The organism is Bacillus sp. GMs2/2 (genome assembly GCF_050172095.1).
Lineage (GTDB): Bacteria > Bacillota > Bacilli > Bacillales > Bacillaceae_G > Bacillus_A > Bacillus_A cereus.
In genome coordinates, this window is record NZ_JBNLYE010000075.1 from 1 (window position 1) to 17,014 (window position 17,014).

The following is a 17,014-nucleotide window of genomic DNA, read 5'->3' on the forward strand; positions in this document are numbered from 1 at the left end:
TTTTTATTGCTATTTTTATTTTTAGATGTATAGATGACAATACTGAAAAATATCTTTTACTATTCTCTTTTTTATGTAGCAAGAGAACTCATCACAAATAGAGAGAAGTGAGGAGGGCATATTACATAAAAATTTTACAATGTAAGAAAGCGAATGCATGGAGAGAAATGCGGTAGTAATATATACAGGTGCGCGAGGTGTTAGTCCATTCATCAAATGTTTTTATATAAATAATAGGATTACTTATTAGATGAATATATAGGGTAGTTTATCTAAATAAAGGAACAGGGGACACAGATTATGTCGAAGAAAAAGACGAGTAGGGTATTAGTAGCTGGAATATGTATATCTACATTATTATCGCCAGTAGCTTTCGAAGCATCGAAAGGATATGCAGCACCTTTGGAAGAAAATAAAGGTGGGAAATTAGAAGAGGTAAAAGAGAATAGGTTTGAGCAGAGAGTATTTCAGTTGCCGGGGAAAGGTAGCGTAGAAGAAGAAAATAATCGTTTAAGAGTTACTTGGAAACTTTCCGCTAATGAACCGACTGGAATTTATGCAGAGCCAAATGAAGAGATTACAATTGACATAAAAGGAACGCAGTCTATCCAAGCTTTTATTGGAACGAGATCTTATGATGAAAAGGACCCAGAGGAGTTTGATTTAAAACCAGGGAAAAATGTTATTTCATCTTCAAGAGGCGGTATTTTATATTTTTATAATATGAATAACGAAGGAGAAGTAACAGCTTCCGTTACAAATGGTGGTAGTCACTTTCCTTTATTTATTTTAGGTAAGCATACAAAAAAAGATTGGGATGAAATGTTAAAAAAATATAAGGATCCTTATGCAGTTGAATTAAAAGGTGAGAGAAGCTTAATTACTACTACTTACGATTCTGTGCAGAAATATATGAAGAATACGGATCCAACAGATTTAATGAAATTGCATGATAAGATTATCCGTTTAGAAAACGCAGTGGCAGGATTATCTGAGGACAGTGTTGGGGTTGCAAAATCTCCAACTCATTATGTTCAGTTTGTTGAAAAACGGAAGCCTGCTAAAGGGGACTTTATGTTTGCAAAACATTATCATACAGGATATATTCCAACTGCAATGAATAGAGTTTTAGATATAGAGGTACTTGAGAAGGATGGATGGGGACCGTGGCATGAAGTTGGTCATTTACATCAGCAAGAACCGTGGAAGTGGTCTAAAGTAAGGGAAGTAACAGTAAATATTTACTCATTAGCTGTTCAAAAGGCGTTAGGGAATCAATTAGAAATGGATGAGCACTATAAAAACTCATTTGAGTATTTAGAGAAGCCTAAAGCAGAAAGATTCATTGATGACATTAATCCTCTTACAATGTTTTGGCAATTAAATGTAGTGTATGGAGAACATTTTTATCCTAGGTTACATCAAGCTTATCGTTTGTTACCTCAGAGTGAAATGCCTCATTCTGATGAAGAGAAAAAGCAGCTATTTATTTATATGACATCGCAAGTGGCAGGGCAAAATTTAATTCCTTTCTTTGAGGAATGGGGATTAACACCAAATGATGATATTAGAGAGAAAATAGAAAAATCAAAGTTACCTAAATTAGAAAAGGAAATCTGGAAAGCTACAGATAGTAATGATATTCGTGAGAAGCAAGTTGAACCGTATAAGGTTCCATATGGTGAACCTGCTAATGAAGTACAAAATCTTTTAGTTGGTACAGATTCTGACGAGAATGAAGCAAGTAAACTTGTTCGAAATTTAGGTGAGAATGTAAAAGTAACAGGAAAGATTGTATGGCCTAAACTAGAGAATGGTAAACAGGAAGTGTTAGTAGAAATTGGGGATGAGAAAGGAAATAAAAATTCAATTCCTGTCCAAGTTAACGGATTTTATGATGACAGTATAGTTTTTCAAGGACTTTCAGATGATGTAATGTCGACAGTGACACTTCACCACAATAAGAAGAAATTAAATGTAAACTTTACTAATAATGAAATACATTACCGTTTTGAAAAAGAAGAATATATGGGCTTAACGCTATATGATCGAAATGGGATTGAAAAGAAACGCGTATCTGCAGAAGGACAAGAAACGGGAAAAAGATTTGCGATGGAACTAAATGAATTGGATTTTGAATATGGTGATGTAGTAAAAGTATTCCATGCAGAACCGGATCGTCTGAAGTGGTACCAAAATAATACACTTGTAGATCAAGGGAAGGCTAAAAATAAAAAAGAGAAATTATTCCAAATCACTGAGCAAGGGTTCGAATTAAAAGATAGTTTACAAGAAGTGACGGCGAAACCGCAAAAAGTAGTAGTCGGAATGGATGTAGACAAACTAGATCCGAAAGAATTTGTACAAGTAAAAAATGGAGAAGTGGTTGGTTTTGCAGAAAAACCAAATACATCAAAAATCGGAGAACAAAAAGTAAAAGTAGAAACGAAAGATCGATTTGGAAATAAGAAAGTGACAGAAGTTCCTCTAACAGTAACATATGGAGATAGCCTACTTGTATATGGGCTAAGTTATAGAGATGGTGACTTAAAATCAATTGTAACTTTGCATCATGATACGAAAAAACTGAGTGCGACAGATACAAAGAACCTAATTCATGATTACTTTAAAGATGAAAAGTATTTTGAATTCACATTGTACGATAAAGAAGGAAGAGTGAAGAAAAATATAGCAGTAAAAGGTTTAGAGAATACGCAAGAATTTGCTAAGGAAGTAAATGGAATTGCATTTGAGTATGGAGATGTAGTGAAAGTATATCATGCGGAATCTTCTCGTTTACATTGGTATCAAAAAGATGTATATGTGGGCGAAGGAAAAAGTAAAGAGATAAAGGAATTAGTCTTCAAAATAACTGAAAATGGATTTGAAAGATTAGACGGTGAGCAAACAGTAAAAGCAAATCCGCAGCAAGTAGTAATCGGAACAAATAGCGAAACGCTAGACGTGAAGAACTTTGTTGAAGTACAGGGTGGAGAAGTAGTAGATTTTGTAGGGAAAATAGATATGACAAAAATTGGTCAGCAAACAGTGAAAGTAGAAACGAAAGATCGTTTTGGAAATAAGAAAGTGACGGAAGTTCCTGTAGAAGTGACATATGGGGATAGTCTAGTCTATCAAGGTGTGTCCGATGTTACACGTTCAATTATTACGTTAAACCACGCTGAAAAGAAATTACATGCAACATTTACAAATGATGAGATTCATTATCGCTTTGTAAATGAACAGTATATAGGCCTTACGATTTATGATCAAAATGGAACTGAGAAAAAGCATGTAACCGCAGAAGGACAAGAAACTTCGCAGAATTTTGCAGAACAAGTAAATGGTATGGCGTTCGAGTATGGTGACGTATTGAAAGTGTATCATGCTGAATCAGATCGTTTAAGTTGGTACAAAAATAGTGAGTTCGTTGGAAAAGGAGATAAGAAAAAGTTTAAAGAAATTTCCTTTAAGATTACTCCAAATGGTTTAGAGCAAGTGCAATAATAAGAAAAAGCTCGTAAAACATTATGTTTTACGAGCTTTTTTTATTATTCAGCTTCAGAAACTACTGTGAAGCGTTCGTTTACATGTTTTGGGTTTTCAATTTCATCAAGTGCTGCAACTGCGAAGTCTTCGTAACTTACGTAGCTATCACCTTTTGCGTTAACAAGAAGGTTGTCTTTACCAGCTTTATAAGAACCAGTACGTTTTCCTAATGCGAATAGTGCAGAAGGGCTGATGAATGTCCAAGTGATGTCATTTGTTTGTTGTAAGATTTCTAAGTTTTTACCTTGGTTTTGAGCTGTTGCAAGATATTCTTTCGGGAAACCTGGTGTCTCAAATACACGTGTTGTTTTCTCTTCGTCTACAAATAAGCTTCCAGCGCCACCAACTACAAGTAATTTTGTGTTAGGTGCACCTTTCATCGCTTCAATTAGTACGTTTCCTGCATCTACGTGAAGGTGTTCTTGTCCTGCTGGAGCACCGAATGCATTTACAACTACATCGAATGCTTGCAAGTCGTTAGATGTAAGAGAGAATACATCTTTCTCTAAAACCTTTACATTGTCTTCCTTAATTTTTGCAGCGTTTCTTACGATTGCAGTTACTTCATGTCCGCGATCTAATGCTTCTTTTAAAATACGACTTCCTGCTTTACCATTTGCTCCGATGATTCCGATTTTCATAATAAATCCCTCCAAAGTGTTTTGTTAAAGTGTATATCTGAAAGTAAATGAATGCGTTGTAATAAGGTTTGTTACAACTTAATGTAATCATTATAGTTACAGGTAGACGCTTTTGTCAATGGGGTAGTTTGTAGATTTATTTTTTGTTTTAGTATGCACAGTTAGAGGGAGGGTAGTCAGTCATAAAGATATTGTTACTGTGAACCTGGCTAATATTTGGAAATTGCAAATTGTCGAAAAATGTTGATTTTTGAATGTTTTTTAAATATAATTCGTTTTATGGAGAAAAGGAGGGGTTAATTGTATGAATATTTTGGAACAATTCGTTTCGTCAACGAATACAATTCTTTGGTCATATATTCTTATTGCAATGTTAATTGGTTTAGGTCTTTATTTTTCTATTAAATTGAAATTCGTACAAATTACTCATTTAGGGGAAATGATTCGTTTAATGAGTGATGGGTTAACTGGAAAGACGCGTAAAAAAGGCAGTGTATCTTCTTTCCAAGCATTTTGTATGAGTTCTGCAGCTCGTATTGGTATAGGTAACTTAGCTGGTGTAGCGTTAGCTATTTCTATGGGAGGACCTGGAGCAGTATTTTGGATGTGGGTTATTGCGATTATCGGGGCTTCTTCAAGTTTCGTCGAAAGTACGCTTGCACAAATTTATAAAATAAAAGATGGCAGTGGATTCCGTGGTGGTCCTGCTTATTATATGGAAAAAGGTTTAAATAAACGTTGGATGGGGATTTGGTTCTCTATTCTGATTACAATTAGTTACGGTTTAATTTTCAACTCAGTACAAGCAAATACAGTTACATTAGCGTTTAAAAATGCATTTGGTATTGAGCGTTACGTTGTTGGGATTGTATTAGCAGTATTAGTTGCGGTTATTATTTTTGGTGGTGTAAAAAGTATTGCGCGTATGTCGGAAATGATTGTTCCGCCAATGGCAATTCTTTATATTGCAGTAGCGATTTTCGTTGTTATTAAAAACTTCTATTTACTACCAGATGTGTTTACAGAAATCTTTAAAGGTGCATTCGGTTTAGATTCAGCTGTAGGCGGTGGTATCGGTGCTGCGATGAAATATGGTATTCAGCGCGGGTTATTTGCGAACGAAGCAGGTATGGGGAGTGCGCCGAACGCGGCAGCAACAGCTGATGTAACGCATCCAGCCAAACAAGGTTTTATTCAAACAATCGGCGTTTTAGTAGATACATTCTTAGTATGTACATCAACAGCATTTATCGTACTATGTTCTGGTGCATATAAAGCAACGAACTTAGAAGGTATTGAATTAACACAAAATGCATTAAGCTCACAAATTGGCCCATGGGCGAGCAGTTTCTTAGCGATTATTATTTTCTTATTCGCTTTCAGTTCACTTCTAGGAAACTACTACTATGGTGAAACAAATATTGAATTTATTAAGCAAAGTAAAACGTGGTTAACAATTTACCGTGTTGCGGTAGTTGGAATGGTATTATTCGGTTCTGTTGCGACGCTTCAAGTTGTATGGAATATGGCAGACTTATTTATGGGTCTAATGGTAATAACGAACTTAATTGCGATTACACTTCTTGGCCGATTTGCGTACGCGGCATTAACAGACTATGTAAGGCAAAAGAAACAAGGGAAAGATCCAGTCTTCAGTGCAGATTCTATTTCTGGTTTAACGAATACAGAGTGCTGGGATAAGCCAGTGGTAACAGATAAAGAAAAAGCAGTGTAATTGAAAAGGCGAGCATCGAGGTAAATTTGATGCTCGCCTTTTTTGTTGTAGTAAATGATGAAAAGGGTGAGGGGTAATTATTAATATAACTTTTTTGTTTGTTCCTCTCGTTATTTGTGGGGAACGTACTGTTTTAAAAGTATGGCTGGTCGAAGAGGATAAGAGATTGAGTATTGGATAAATGCATGTAATAGCTATATTTTTATGAAAAAAACACGTATGTTAAGATAGTTAACGTATTCATGTCATAAAACCTAACATAAAGTTCTTGATTACTAAAAGTTTTTAGAATATAATTTTCTTATTGTTAGGAAGAGGGGGCAATGCAAATATGGATTTTTTAGCTAGGGTAATTGGGGATGTAAATAATATCCTTTGGTCATATGTCATTATTGCGATGTTAATTGGGTTAGGGCTCTATTTTTCATTTCGTGTGAAATTTGTCCAAGTTCGTTACTTCGGTGAAATGATTCGATTACTTGGGGATGGAGCAAGCTCGAAAACGAGAAAAGCGCAAAAAGAGAAGAGTGGCGTATCATCATTCCAAGCATTTTGTATGAGTACAGCTTCTCGTGTAGGTACTGGTAACTTAGCTGGTGTAGCTATCGCAATCTCAGCGGGTGGTCCAGGAGCAGTATTTTGGATGTGGTTAATCGCGGTAATTGGGGGTGCTTCTGCATTTGTAGAGAGCACATTAGCGCAAATTTATAAAGTGAAAGATGGGAATGCATTCCGTGGGGGCCCAGCGTATTATATGGAAAAGGGTTTAAATAAACGCTGGTTAGGTGTTGTGTTCTCTGTTCTAATAACAGTAAGTTTCGGATTGATTTTTAATGCTGTACAGTCTAATACTGTAGCGGCAGCTTTTGATGGGGCATTCAAAACAGATAGTAGATTAGTAGGTCTTGTTATGGCTGGTTTACTTGCCGTTATCATTTTCGGCGGAGTAAAACGAATTGCTCGCGCGGTTGAAATGATTGTTCCAGTAATGGCAATTATTTATGTAGCAGTGGCATTATTCGTTGTCGTAACAAACATTACGTCAATTCCATATGTATTTAAAGAAATTTTCTTACATGCTTTCGGAATTAAAGAAGTAGTAGGCGGAGGATTAGGAGCTGCGATTTTATTAGGAGTAAAACGTGGGTTATTCTCAAATGAAGCAGGTATGGGTAGTGCGCCGAACGCAGCAGCGACTGCAAACGTAACGCATCCAGTTAAACAAGGTTTTATTCAAACTTTAGGGGTATTTACAGATACATTATTAATTTGTAGTTGTACAGCATTTATTATTCTTTTATCAGATGTGCATAATGCAGCTGATTTAAATGGAATTCAATTAACGCAGCAGGCGTTAAGTCAACATATCGGTCCATGGGCTTCTATATTTGTAGCAGTTGCAATCTTCTTGTTTGCATTCAGTTCATTAGTAGGTAACTACTACTATGGTGAAACAAATATTGAATTCTTAAATGGAAGTAAAGTGCTATTAACAGCGTACCGCATTGCTGTACTTGGTATGGTTATGTTAGGATCTGTAGCGACAATTCAAATCGTTTGGGATGTAGCAGATTTATTCATGGGTATTATGGCTGTTATTAACTTAGTGGCGATTGTATTCCTCTCTAAGTATGCTTTTGCGGCATTATCAGATTACGTAAAGCAAAAGAAACAAGGGAAAGATCCGGTATTCTATGTGGATTCTATTCCAGGTTTGAAAAATACAGAGTGCTGGGATAAGTCAGCAGTAGCTGATAAAGAAAAAGCAGTATAATGAGGTGAGCATCAAGTGAAACTTGATGCTCATTTTTTGTTTTATCCAGCTGTTTATAGATGGTAAAAGACGAACATTTATGAGCGTTTCATAATTAAATGTAATTTTTTAAAGAAAAGTGCGGATATGAGTTGTGATTTATGTTAGAATGGAAAATGCCTTTGAAACAAGAGTTTTTATGACATTTCCTATCCAATCGAAGGTTACGGAGGAGAAATGGAAAGTTCGGATTATTTCTTGTTTTGAATGGTCAGACGTTCAACGTTAATGAAGAGTTAAATGGAGGATTTTATTAATGAAGTTTGTTATGTTCCTTGTAGGATTACTCGTTGTATTTGTACTCGGTTTTCTTATAAGTGCCGATCGAAAGAAGATTAAGTATAAACCAATCGCAATTATGCTTATTATTCAGCTAGCATTATCTTATTTCTTATTAAATACGCAAGTTGGTTATATTTTAGTAAAAGGAATTTCAGATGGATTTGGCGCACTTCTTGGATATGCGGAAGCTGGAATCGTTTTCGTATTTGGTGGTCTTGTTAATAAAGGAGAGGTTTCATTCTTCTTAACAGCGCTATTACCAATCGTATTCTTTGCGGTTTTAATCGGAATTCTGCAACACTTTAAAATTTTACCGATATTTATTCGTGCTATTGGTACGTTGTTAAGTAAAGTAAATGGTCTAGGAAAACTAGAATCATATAATGCAGTAGCAGCTGCCATTGTTGGACAAGCAGAAGTATTTATTACAGTAAAAGATCAATTAAGTAAAATCCCAAAACATCGTTTATATACATTATGTGCATCTTCTATGTCGACAGTGTCGATGTCAATCGTTGGTTCTTATATGAAAATGATCGAACCGAAATATGTAGTAACAGCACTTGTATTAAATTTATTTAGTGGTTTCATTATCATTCATATTATTAACCCGTACGATATTACAGAAGAAGAAGATACACTGAAATTAGAAAATAAGAAAAAACAATCATTCTTTGAAATGCTAAGCGAGTACATTATGCTTGGTTTCACGATTGCGATTACAGTAGCAGCTATGTTACTTGGTTTCGTAGCATTAATTACAGCAATTAATAGCTTGTTTGATTCAATGTTCGGTATTACATTCCAAGCTATTTTAGGATATATTTTCTCACCATTAGCATTCGTAATGGGTATCCCGCAAGCTGAGATGGTAACAGCGGGACAAATTATGGCAACAAAATTAGTATCAAACGAGTTTGTTGCGATGCTTGATCTTGGAAAAGTAGCTGGTGATTTATCGGCTCGTACAGTTGGTATCCTTTCTGTATTCCTTGTATCATTTGCGAACTTCTCATCTATCGGAATTATCGCAGGTGCAACGAAAGGTATCGATGAAAATCAATCAAATGTTGTATCATCATTTGGTCTACGCCTTGTGTACGGTGCGACATTAGTAAGTATTCTATCAGCGATTATCGTTGGTGTTATGTTATAAAAAAAGATGGTCCTAGCTCATAGCTAGGGTTATTTTTATGGTAAATTTGCATGAAAAAACCAATTAATTAGGAATATATTAACATATAAAAATCTTTTAAAATTTATATTGCATTTCGTCTAGATAACGCTTACAATTTGATTTGTAGGTGGTATCAATTTCAGACTTTCAATTATGGTAGGAGAGAAGAAGCTACCTTTTATAAATTGCAATTTATGTAAACGCTTACTGATTTTAGATGACAGTTGAATAGTTTTAGGGGTTTTAAATTTTTTTAACAACAATGGTCAGACGTCATTCATTATACGTTATACGACCAATAACTCGTGGGAGAAGTGGAGGATTCACATATGAAGTTCGTAATGTTTCTAGTCGGTTTACTTGTAGTGTTTGTACTAGGTTTCCTTATCAGTTCAGATCGTAAGAAAATTAAATATAAACCAATTGCACTTATGCTTGTCATTCAATTGGTACTTGCGTATTTCTTACTAAATACAAAGGTCGGATTCGTATTAGTAAAAGGAATCGCAGATGGATTTGGCGCTATTTTAAAATTTGCGGAAGCTGGGGTTAATTTCGTATTTGGTGGTCTAGCAAACGATGGACAAGCACCATTCTTCTTAACAGTATTATTACCGATTATTTTCTTAGCAGTATTAATCGGGATTCTGCAACATATTAAAGTTTTACCGATTATCATTCGTGCAGTCGGTTTCCTATTAAGTAAAGTTAACGGTTTAGGAAAACTAGAATCATATAATGCGGTAGCAGCTGCAATCGTTGGTCAAGGGGAAGTATTCATTACAGTAAAAGATCAACTAAGCAAATTACCGAAAAATCGTTTATACACACTTTGTGCATCTTCAATGTCTACAGTATCGATGTCAATCGTCGGTTCTTATATGAAAATGATTGATCCAAAATATGTAGTAACAGCACTAGTATTAAACTTATTCAGTGGATTCATTATCGTTCATATCATTAATCCATATGAAGTAAAAGAAGAAGACGATATTTTAGAATTACAAGAAGACAAGAAACAAACATTCTTTGAAATGTTAGGCGAATATATTATGCTTGGTTTCTCAATCGCTGTAACAGTAGCGGCGATGTTAATCGGTTTCGTAGCATTAATTACAGCAATTAACGGTGTATTCGATTCAATTTTCGGAATCACGTTCCAAAGCATTTTAGGATATATCTTCTCACCATTAGCATTCGTAATGGGTATTCCAACATCAGAGATGCTACAAGCAGGACAAATTATGGCAACAAAATTAGTAACGAACGAATTCGTTGCAATGCTTGACCTTGGTAAAGTAGCTGGTGATTTATCAGCTCGTACAGTAGGTATTTTATCTATCTTCCTTGTATCATTTGCGAACTTCTCATCTATCGGAATTATCGCAGGTGCAACGAAGAGTATCGATGGCAAACAAGCAAACGTTGTATCATCATTCGGTTTAAAACTTGTATACGGTGCAACGTTAGTAAGTATATTATCAGCGATTATCGTTGGGGTTATGCTTTAATAAATTAAGAAAAGCAATGAGCGTAGGCTCATTGCTTTTTTGTTTAACTTGCTTTATCCAAGTCTCTTTTAAAACGTGGTTTCTCTAAATAAGTTCCTAGTCTCCACGCATATTCCACTGGCCCCATTCGGTATTTTTGGAGCCAATAGGTGCTAACGAATAATTGAATCGTATAAATTCCGATGGTTAAAAGAATACCAAAGAAATAGCCAATTTTCCCGTATAAGCCAAATCCATATGCGTAAAAAATGGTTGTTGCGATAATAGATTGCGCTAAGTAATTACTAACGGACATTTTCCCCATGTTCGCCATGTATGTTAGTAGACGGGTTGCTTTTTTGTAATGGAATAATAAAATGATTGTGCTTCCGTAAAAGAAGGTCATAGTTACTGGTGTAAGGCCATCTTGTAGCATAATTAAAAGCGGGTGCTTTACGAACATAGCTAAGATTTTAATTGTAAAAGAGAAGAGACCGGTGGCAAACCATATTTTTTTGACAGCAGGTATATGTTTACTGACCTCAAATAGCCAGCCTTTTTTCCCTACATACATTCCGAGTAGGAACAGTGGAGACATAAAAATTATTGCGAAAACTGATATGAAAAATAATCCGAATGCACCGTTAATTCCCATGTAATCAAAAGGATTTTCAGTCAATCTAAAGTTGACGTGATCCATATAGCTTCCAGTTTGATGGACTTTATGTTCTTTTTCAGTATAAGGTGCAAAATCATCTGTATTTGTAGATGGATCAGTTTGATAAGACATAAGTGTAATAAGTGCGAGTAGAATAATCGCCCAAATGAGCAAAGTTTTCGGTTTTCGATTGATGAACATCATTAAGAAAATCCCGATTATTCCGTATGCAAATAAAATATCGCCCTCCCAAACAAAAGTGCCGTGAATGTAGCCTAGTAGTAAAAGAATGATAATACGTCTTATGTATGTGGGGAAGAATTTTTTTCCTTTTGCGATAATACTTTTTTGTAACAAAATAATGCTAAGCCCAAATAGAAAAGAAAATAGGGATATAAAGTTATGTGTGCCGAAGAATTGAATAAACCAATTAGCGCCTTTATCAAGATCGCCGAATAGATAAGTTGGTTTTTCACTGGTGAAGAACCCGAATTGAATTAATGTCATATTGACTAGTAAAATGCCAAACAAAGCGAAACCACGAATTGCATCAACAGCTTCTACACGTTGATTCATTTTTCCTCTCCTCGTATATTCGTTTTTATATTGAAAATAATACCATTTTATAGCTGGCACTATGTCAAATATGAGGAAATTTAAGGTGATTTTAAGATAGAGAGCAAACAAAAAAATCACCTTAATACATGTATTAAGGTGATTGAAATATTATTCAGCTGGAGGCGTAAATGTACGTTTCTCTAATTCAGAATCTAGCATAAACAGTGCGTTTGAATCGCTTGTAATACGTTTTAATTTTTGAATGATGTTATCGAATGAAGCTTCTTCTTCAACTTGTTCGTCAACGAACCATTTTAAGAATGTAATTGTTGCATGTTCACGCTCGTCCCAAGCGATATCAGATAAGTTGTAAATACGTTTCGTTACTTCACGCTCGTGCTCAAGTGCGACTTCAAAAGCGTTTAATACAGATTCGTATTCGTTATTCGGGTTATCAAATCCAGTAATAATAGCGCGCTCTCCGCGGTCATTAATATAGTTGTAAAGCTTCATTGCATGGAAACGTTCTTCTTCAGCTTGTACAAGGAAAAAGTTAGCGAATCCATCATAGCTCTCAGCTGTACAGTAAGCAGCCATTGCCATATAAGCATGGGCAGAGTAAAATTCAAAGTTCATTTGTTCATTTAATGCGTCGTGCAATTTTTTTGATAACATAAAATCCCCCTTAGTATTGTGACAAGAATATTATACCATAATTGATAATATTCTCATTTAGATACTTCGAACCTTTTCGAAAGCTTTGTGACGTGTGCATCCATAATGTCTTGTAAGTCTAAATCATATTTTTGCGAAAGAATAATAAGGTTAGATAGTACATCGCCAAGTTCTTCTTTTAGTTCTTGTTTTAGCTCTTCTTCTGTTTTCGCATCTTCATCAGGGCGATCGCGGCCAATTTCAATAGCACGAACGACTCGTGAAACTTCCCCAACTTCCTCGGTTAAGAAATTTAAGCGAATAAAGGCATTATACTGTGACCAGCTTCGTTTTTCGTAAAATTCCTCAACCCATCTTTGAAATGCAACGATATCCATTTCTTCCTCATCTCCTCAATATGTTGTACAATGTTCATTGTATCATAACAATATATAGTTTCGGGGTGTAGGGATGAGAAAGATTTGTGTGTTTGCAGGTTCTAATTTAGGGGAGAGACCAGAATTTAAAGAGCAGGCAATTCAGTTAGGTAAAATGTTTGTTGAGAACGACTATGAGCTCGTATACGGTGGTTCATGTGTCGGATTAATGGGAGAAGTAGCAAACGAAGTTCTTCGTTTAGGTGGACGTGTAACAGGTGTTATGCCGCGCGGTCTATTCCGAGGAGAAATTGTGCATACAGGATTAACAGAATTAATTGAAGTAGAGACGATGCACGAACGTAAAGCTAAAATGGCAGAGCTTGCAGATGCTTTTATTGCGCTTCCAGGCGGATACGGAACGTTTGAAGAACTATTTGAAGTTGTATGTTGGTCACAAATTGGTATACATAATAAGCCGGTTGGTTTATTAAACATAAAAGGTTTTTATGGACCAATTTTGCAAATGGTTGAACGTGCAGCAGAAGAAGGATTTATGAATCCATCAAATAAAGAATTGATCGTTTCAGCAGAGACAGCAGATAAACTAATTCATGCAATCCAAAATTATGAGCGTCCTGTTTTGGGAACGAAGTGGAAGCAACTATCATAGCAAATACGGAAACACATGTCGTTTTAATTTAAGATGGCATGTGTTTTTAATTTGGTTAAATATGTTAATTTTTAGATGCAATGTTTTTGGGAAAGGAGAAATAGATGGAGGAGTTCGTATATTTACGTCCGGTTTTTAAAAGTATTTTAGCAGCGTCTATTCTTGTTATGCTAATTGTTTTGAGACAGAAGAAAGAGTTGATTAATGAATTTTCGCTTTGGTTTATTTCGGTATTATGTATCGGTGTTTCCGCGATAACGTTGTTTATGTCTGGGTTTATCGTTGATGAGTATAATCTAGGTGGAGATTCACAATCGTTTTGTATGTTTATTGCGATTGGTTGTATTAGTGGTCTGAATTTCATTATTTATTACAGAAGGCAATAAAAAGAGGCATTCCATATTACTTTGGAATGCCTTTATCATTTTGATTGCTTTGTTTTTTATACAGGTACCAGCCACCCCAGCCGCCACCAATTGCTACGACAACGAGGAAAGCATAGTCCTTAACCTCGACACGTATATTGAAAATATTAGCTATAAGTAAGAGAATCCCAACTGTTATTAACGCAAAAAATGCTCTAATTAAGTAGTCTTTCAACTGAACCACTCCCGTCATTTAAGTAGTAAATGATGAATTTGGAAAAGCTAAAGGGTGTTGCCTATATTTTAACATAGATGAGATTGTAATATATTGATAAAAGTAGGGGAGAGGTGTTTGTTAATATTGTCGTGATTTGTCGATAAGTCGATATAATTGAAAAATCGCTGATATATTGGAGGGAATCGCCGATATAATTGGAAAATCGCTGATATGTTGGGGGGAATCGCCGATATATTGGAAAAATCGCTGATATAAATTTCATGTACCAGCATGCGCGACCAATCTATAGAAAAAAGCGACTTTGAACGAGCCGCCTCCGCTTTAAATGATATCCAGCTCCGGTAGCTAGAATGTTCGGTGGCTTCGCTTTTTCCTGCGAGGCAAAAGCTCCATCCCTCTCACATTCTGAGCAAGCTACCTCCGCTTTTAAGTGATATCCAGCTCCAGCGGCTAGAACAGTCGGTTGTTTCACTCCTTCATTCGAGGCAAAAAGCGCCTCGTAATCAGGAGTTCCAACACCCTCCTGTTCTGAACGAGCCGCTTCCGCTTTTAATTATTATTGATTCAAGAACGCACGTAGCATCCAAGCGTGTTTTTCTAGTTCTGTGTAGATGCCTAGTAGTAGGTCAGATGTCATTTCATCGTCAGAGTCTTGAGCGATTTCCATGCCTTTTTTCAGTTCGACTAGCATCATTTCGTAGTCTTTCATGATTGCTTCGACCATCCCTTCTGCAGTTTCTCCGTATGCTGCTTCTTGAATAGAAGATAGTTCTAAGTATTCTTTCATTGTTGCTACTGGTTTGCCGCCAATTGCTAAAATACGTTCTGCAATTTCATCGATGTGAGTAGCTGATTCTGTGTAAAGTTCTTCGAATTTCTCGTGTAATGTGAAGAATTGAGGTCCTTTTACGTACCAATGGAAGTTGTGAAGTTTTGTGAATAAAACGCTCCAGTCTGCTACTTGTTTGTTTAATACTTCGATTACTTGTTTGTTCATTATGATCAATCTCCTTTTGAGTTGTTATGTGATATCAATTACTAATTTATAATTATTATAATCTAGTAATCTCTATAAATCAACCCTTTTGCTGGAATTAATTTGAACAAATTATGAACTGTTGTAAATAAAAGGCCCTATTACGGTGAAGTAATAGGGCCTTTGTTTGTTAAACAGCCTTTTGTTTTTCTTCTACATCTTGCCCATCCCAACACTCTGTATTCTTTAAGCCAGGGATAGAGTTTGCAACGAAGACAGGATCTTTTCCTTGTTTCTTTTGCTTCAAATAGTCTACTAATGCAGCGTAAGCAAATTTGCTAAGGAATGAGATGGCAATTAAGTTTGTGAATACCATTAGTCCCATGAATAAATCAGCTAAACTCCAAACTGTTTTAAGAGCAGCGATTGATCCGAAGAATACCATTCCGACAACTGCAACACGATAAATCATTAACCATGTTTTACTTTCTTTAATGAATGCGATATTTGTTTCACCATAATAGTAGTTTCCTAGAAGTGAACTGAAAGCGAATAGGAAAATAATAATCGCTAAGAAAGTGCTTGCCCACGGTCCAATTTGTGAACTTAATGCGTTTTGTGTTAATTCGATACCTTCTAAATTTGATCCTTTGTAAAGTCCAGAACATAATACGATAAATGCTGTTGATGTACATACTAAGAATGTATCTACGAAAACGCCTAACGCTTGAACAAGCCCTTGTTTTACAGGGTGAGATACATCAGATGTTGCGGCTGCATTAGGAGAACTACCCATTCCCGCTTCTGTAGCGAATAAACCGCGCTGAATTCCGAACTTGATTGCTGCTCCAATACCACCAGCGATGGCTTGGTCTAAACCGAATGCACCGTTAAAGATTTCCATGAAAATGCTTGGTAACATACTGAAGTTGTTAATAACGACAAAAATAGCCACGCCGATATAAACGATTGCCATTGGCGGAACAATCATTTCTGTAATACGTGAAATGCTCTTAATGCCACCAAAAATAATAACTGCAACTAATAAGGCTAATAGAGCTCCTACGATTGTTCGCTCTAGTCCAAAAGCATTTTCAAACGCTATTGTTACTGTATTTGCTTGCACTGAATTGAAAATTAATCCATACGCAACTGTAATAAGAAGTGAAAACCAGACGCCCATCCAGCGTTTGTTTAACCCTTTTTCCATGTAATATGCTGGTCCACCACGGAACCTACTGCCATCTTTTACTTTATAAATTTGCGCAAGTGTACATTCTACAAAACTAGTAGCTGCTCCGATAATTGCGATAAACCACATCCAAAATATTGCGCCAGGTCCACCCATTGAAATTGCTAATGCTACACCAGCTAAGTTTCCGATACCGATACGTGCTGCTGCACTTAAGCAAAATGCTTGGAATGGTGAGATGCTATCTTTCTTTTTTTCTTTTCGATTAAACCCTTTACTAATTAAGCTGACCATCTCACTGAAATGAGTAATTTGGACAAATTTTAATTTAAAAGAGAAGTAAAGACCGAAGCCGATTAGCATTGCAATAAGAATATATGACCATAAAATATTATTCGTTACCTCAAGGAATCTGCTAAAGATATCAACCATATAATACACTTCCTTTTTTTCGTAATAAGAAAATTATATGCAAAAAATATACGAGAATCAATTTTTCTAAAAAATTATGTTACTTAAAACTTTTTTATGTTATGATTATGTTACATCGTAATATTTTTAGAATTATTTACATTTTAAAAAACTAAATTTAAAGCGAGAAGGTGGGGATAATTTGAAAGAAGATTCTTTATGGAA

General features: G+C 35.6%; 15 protein-coding genes. 7 read left to right on the plus strand and 8 right to left on the minus strand.

What is annotated here, in order from left to right; genetic code table 11:
• The first annotated feature begins 300 nt into the window (after window positions 1–300).
• A complete protein-coding gene (locus ACQGS6_RS12270; protein WP_426965181.1) occupies window positions 301–3,507 on the plus strand; it encodes a putative mucin/carbohydrate-binding domain-containing protein in 3,207 nt (1,068 codons plus the stop codon).
• 44 nt (window positions 3,508–3,551) lie between these two features.
• Here ACQGS6_RS12270 and ACQGS6_RS12275 read toward each other — a convergent pair whose 3' ends face one another.
• The gene (locus ACQGS6_RS12275; RefSeq protein WP_000689874.1) at window positions 3,552–4,190 is read right to left on the minus strand and encodes an NAD(P)-dependent oxidoreductase; all 639 of its coding nucleotides are present in this window, start codon (window positions 4,188–4,190) and stop codon (window positions 3,552–3,554) included.
• A gap of 304 nt (window positions 4,191–4,494) precedes the next feature.
• Between ACQGS6_RS12275 and ACQGS6_RS12280 the strand changes: the two genes are divergently transcribed.
• From ACQGS6_RS12280 to ACQGS6_RS12295, 4 genes are all read left to right on the plus strand, one after another.
• On the plus strand, window positions 4,495–5,925 hold the full coding sequence (locus ACQGS6_RS12280) for an alanine/glycine:cation symporter family protein (protein ID WP_326318527.1): 1,431 nt from the start codon (window positions 4,495–4,497) through the stop codon (window positions 5,923–5,925).
• 331 nt (window positions 5,926–6,256) lie between these two features.
• Window positions 6,257–7,699: an alanine/glycine:cation symporter family protein gene (locus ACQGS6_RS12285; RefSeq protein ID WP_000346418.1), complete on the plus strand. Its 1,443-nt coding sequence runs from the start codon at window positions 6,257–6,259 to the stop codon at window positions 7,697–7,699.
• A gap of 295 nt (window positions 7,700–7,994) precedes the next feature.
• The gene (locus ACQGS6_RS12290) at window positions 7,995–9,176 is read left to right on the plus strand and encodes a NupC/NupG family nucleoside CNT transporter (protein ID WP_000673839.1); all 1,182 of its coding nucleotides are present in this window, start codon (window positions 7,995–7,997) and stop codon (window positions 9,174–9,176) included.
• A gap of 350 nt (window positions 9,177–9,526) precedes the next feature.
• A complete protein-coding gene (locus ACQGS6_RS12295) occupies window positions 9,527–10,708 on the plus strand; it encodes a NupC/NupG family nucleoside CNT transporter (protein ID WP_000673874.1) in 1,182 nt (393 codons plus the stop codon).
• Between the two features lie 43 nt (window positions 10,709–10,751).
• Here the strand turns inward: ACQGS6_RS12295 and ACQGS6_RS12300 are convergent, their stop codons facing one another.
• The 3 genes from ACQGS6_RS12300 to ACQGS6_RS12310 form a co-directional block, all read right to left on the minus strand.
• A complete protein-coding gene (locus tag ACQGS6_RS12300; RefSeq protein WP_001076358.1) occupies window positions 10,752–11,921 on the minus strand; it encodes a DUF418 domain-containing protein in 1,170 nt (389 codons plus the stop codon).
• 150 nt (window positions 11,922–12,071) lie between these two features.
• A complete protein-coding gene (locus tag ACQGS6_RS12305) occupies window positions 12,072–12,578 on the minus strand; it encodes a ferritin (RefSeq protein ID WP_000949402.1) in 507 nt (168 codons plus the stop codon).
• Between the two features lie 53 nt (window positions 12,579–12,631).
• Window positions 12,632–12,955, minus strand: a complete 324-nt coding sequence (locus ACQGS6_RS12310; RefSeq protein ID WP_000355749.1) for a MazG nucleotide pyrophosphohydrolase domain-containing protein — start codon at window positions 12,953–12,955, stop codon at window positions 12,632–12,634.
• A gap of 88 nt (window positions 12,956–13,043) precedes the next feature.
• Between ACQGS6_RS12310 and ACQGS6_RS12315 the strand changes: the two genes are divergently transcribed.
• Both ACQGS6_RS12315 and ACQGS6_RS12320 read left to right on the plus strand, forming a co-directional pair.
• Window positions 13,044–13,607 (plus strand): TIGR00730 family Rossman fold protein, encoded by a 564-nt coding sequence (locus ACQGS6_RS12315; RefSeq protein ID WP_002062664.1) that lies wholly within the window; start codon window positions 13,044–13,046, stop codon window positions 13,605–13,607.
• A 104-nt stretch (window positions 13,608–13,711) separates the two neighbouring features.
• On the plus strand, window positions 13,712–13,993 hold the full coding sequence (locus ACQGS6_RS12320) for a hypothetical protein (RefSeq protein ID WP_000390912.1): 282 nt from the start codon (window positions 13,712–13,714) through the stop codon (window positions 13,991–13,993).
• Window positions 13,994–14,009: 16 nt separating this feature from the next.
• On the opposite strand, the gene ACQGS6_RS12325 is transcribed toward ACQGS6_RS12320, so the two are convergent.
• The 4 genes from ACQGS6_RS12325 to ACQGS6_RS12340 all read right to left on the minus strand — a co-directional run bounded on the left by ACQGS6_RS12325 (window position 14,010) and on the right by ACQGS6_RS12340 (window position 16,810).
• Window positions 14,010–14,207, minus strand: coding sequence for a hypothetical protein (locus ACQGS6_RS12325; RefSeq protein WP_000656312.1), 198 nt, complete (start codon window positions 14,205–14,207; stop codon window positions 14,010–14,012).
• Between the two features lie 286 nt (window positions 14,208–14,493).
• Window positions 14,494–14,682, minus strand: a complete 189-nt coding sequence (locus tag ACQGS6_RS12330) for a hypothetical protein (protein WP_326318528.1) — start codon at window positions 14,680–14,682, stop codon at window positions 14,494–14,496.
• Window positions 14,683–14,766: 84 nt separating this feature from the next.
• Window positions 14,767–15,207: a Dps family protein gene (locus tag ACQGS6_RS12335; protein WP_001041895.1), complete on the minus strand. Its 441-nt coding sequence runs from the start codon at window positions 15,205–15,207 to the stop codon at window positions 14,767–14,769.
• Between the two features lie 169 nt (window positions 15,208–15,376).
• Complete coding sequence (locus tag ACQGS6_RS12340; protein ID WP_000227591.1) at window positions 15,377–16,810, minus strand: alanine/glycine:cation symporter family protein; 1,434 nt, start codon at window positions 16,808–16,810, stop codon at window positions 15,377–15,379.
• Window positions 16,811–17,014 lie beyond the last annotated feature (204 nt).

Excerpts from the sequence above, each read along its gene's own strand:
- ACQGS6_RS12270 (WP_426965181.1), top strand. The coding sequence starts at position 301 with ATGTCGAAGAAAAAGACGAGTAGGGTATTAGTAGCTGGAATATGTATA.
- ACQGS6_RS12275 (WP_000689874.1), bottom strand. The coding sequence starts at position 4,190 with ATGAAAATCGGAATCATCGGAGCAAATGGTAAAGCAGGAAGTCGTATT.
- ACQGS6_RS12280 (WP_326318527.1), top strand. The coding sequence starts at position 4,495 with ATGAATATTTTGGAACAATTCGTTTCGTCAACGAATACAATTCTTTGG.
- ACQGS6_RS12285 (WP_000346418.1), top strand. The coding sequence starts at position 6,257 with ATGGATTTTTTAGCTAGGGTAATTGGGGATGTAAATAATATCCTTTGG.
- ACQGS6_RS12290 (WP_000673839.1), top strand. The coding sequence starts at position 7,995 with ATGAAGTTTGTTATGTTCCTTGTAGGATTACTCGTTGTATTTGTACTC.
- ACQGS6_RS12295 (WP_000673874.1), top strand. The coding sequence starts at position 9,527 with ATGAAGTTCGTAATGTTTCTAGTCGGTTTACTTGTAGTGTTTGTACTA.
- ACQGS6_RS12300 (WP_001076358.1), bottom strand. The coding sequence starts at position 11,921 with ATGAATCAACGTGTAGAAGCTGTTGATGCAATTCGTGGTTTCGCTTTG.
- ACQGS6_RS12305 (WP_000949402.1), bottom strand. The coding sequence starts at position 12,578 with ATGTTATCAAAAAAATTGCACGACGCATTAAATGAACAAATGAACTTT.
- ACQGS6_RS12310 (WP_000355749.1), bottom strand. The coding sequence starts at position 12,955 with ATGGATATCGTTGCATTTCAAAGATGGGTTGAGGAATTTTACGAAAAA.
- ACQGS6_RS12320 (WP_000390912.1), top strand. The coding sequence starts at position 13,712 with ATGGAGGAGTTCGTATATTTACGTCCGGTTTTTAAAAGTATTTTAGCA.
- ACQGS6_RS12335 (WP_001041895.1), bottom strand. The coding sequence starts at position 15,207 with ATGAACAAACAAGTAATCGAAGTATTAAACAAACAAGTAGCAGACTGG.
- ACQGS6_RS12340 (WP_000227591.1), bottom strand. The coding sequence starts at position 16,810 with ATGGTTGATATCTTTAGCAGATTCCTTGAGGTAACGAATAATATTTTA.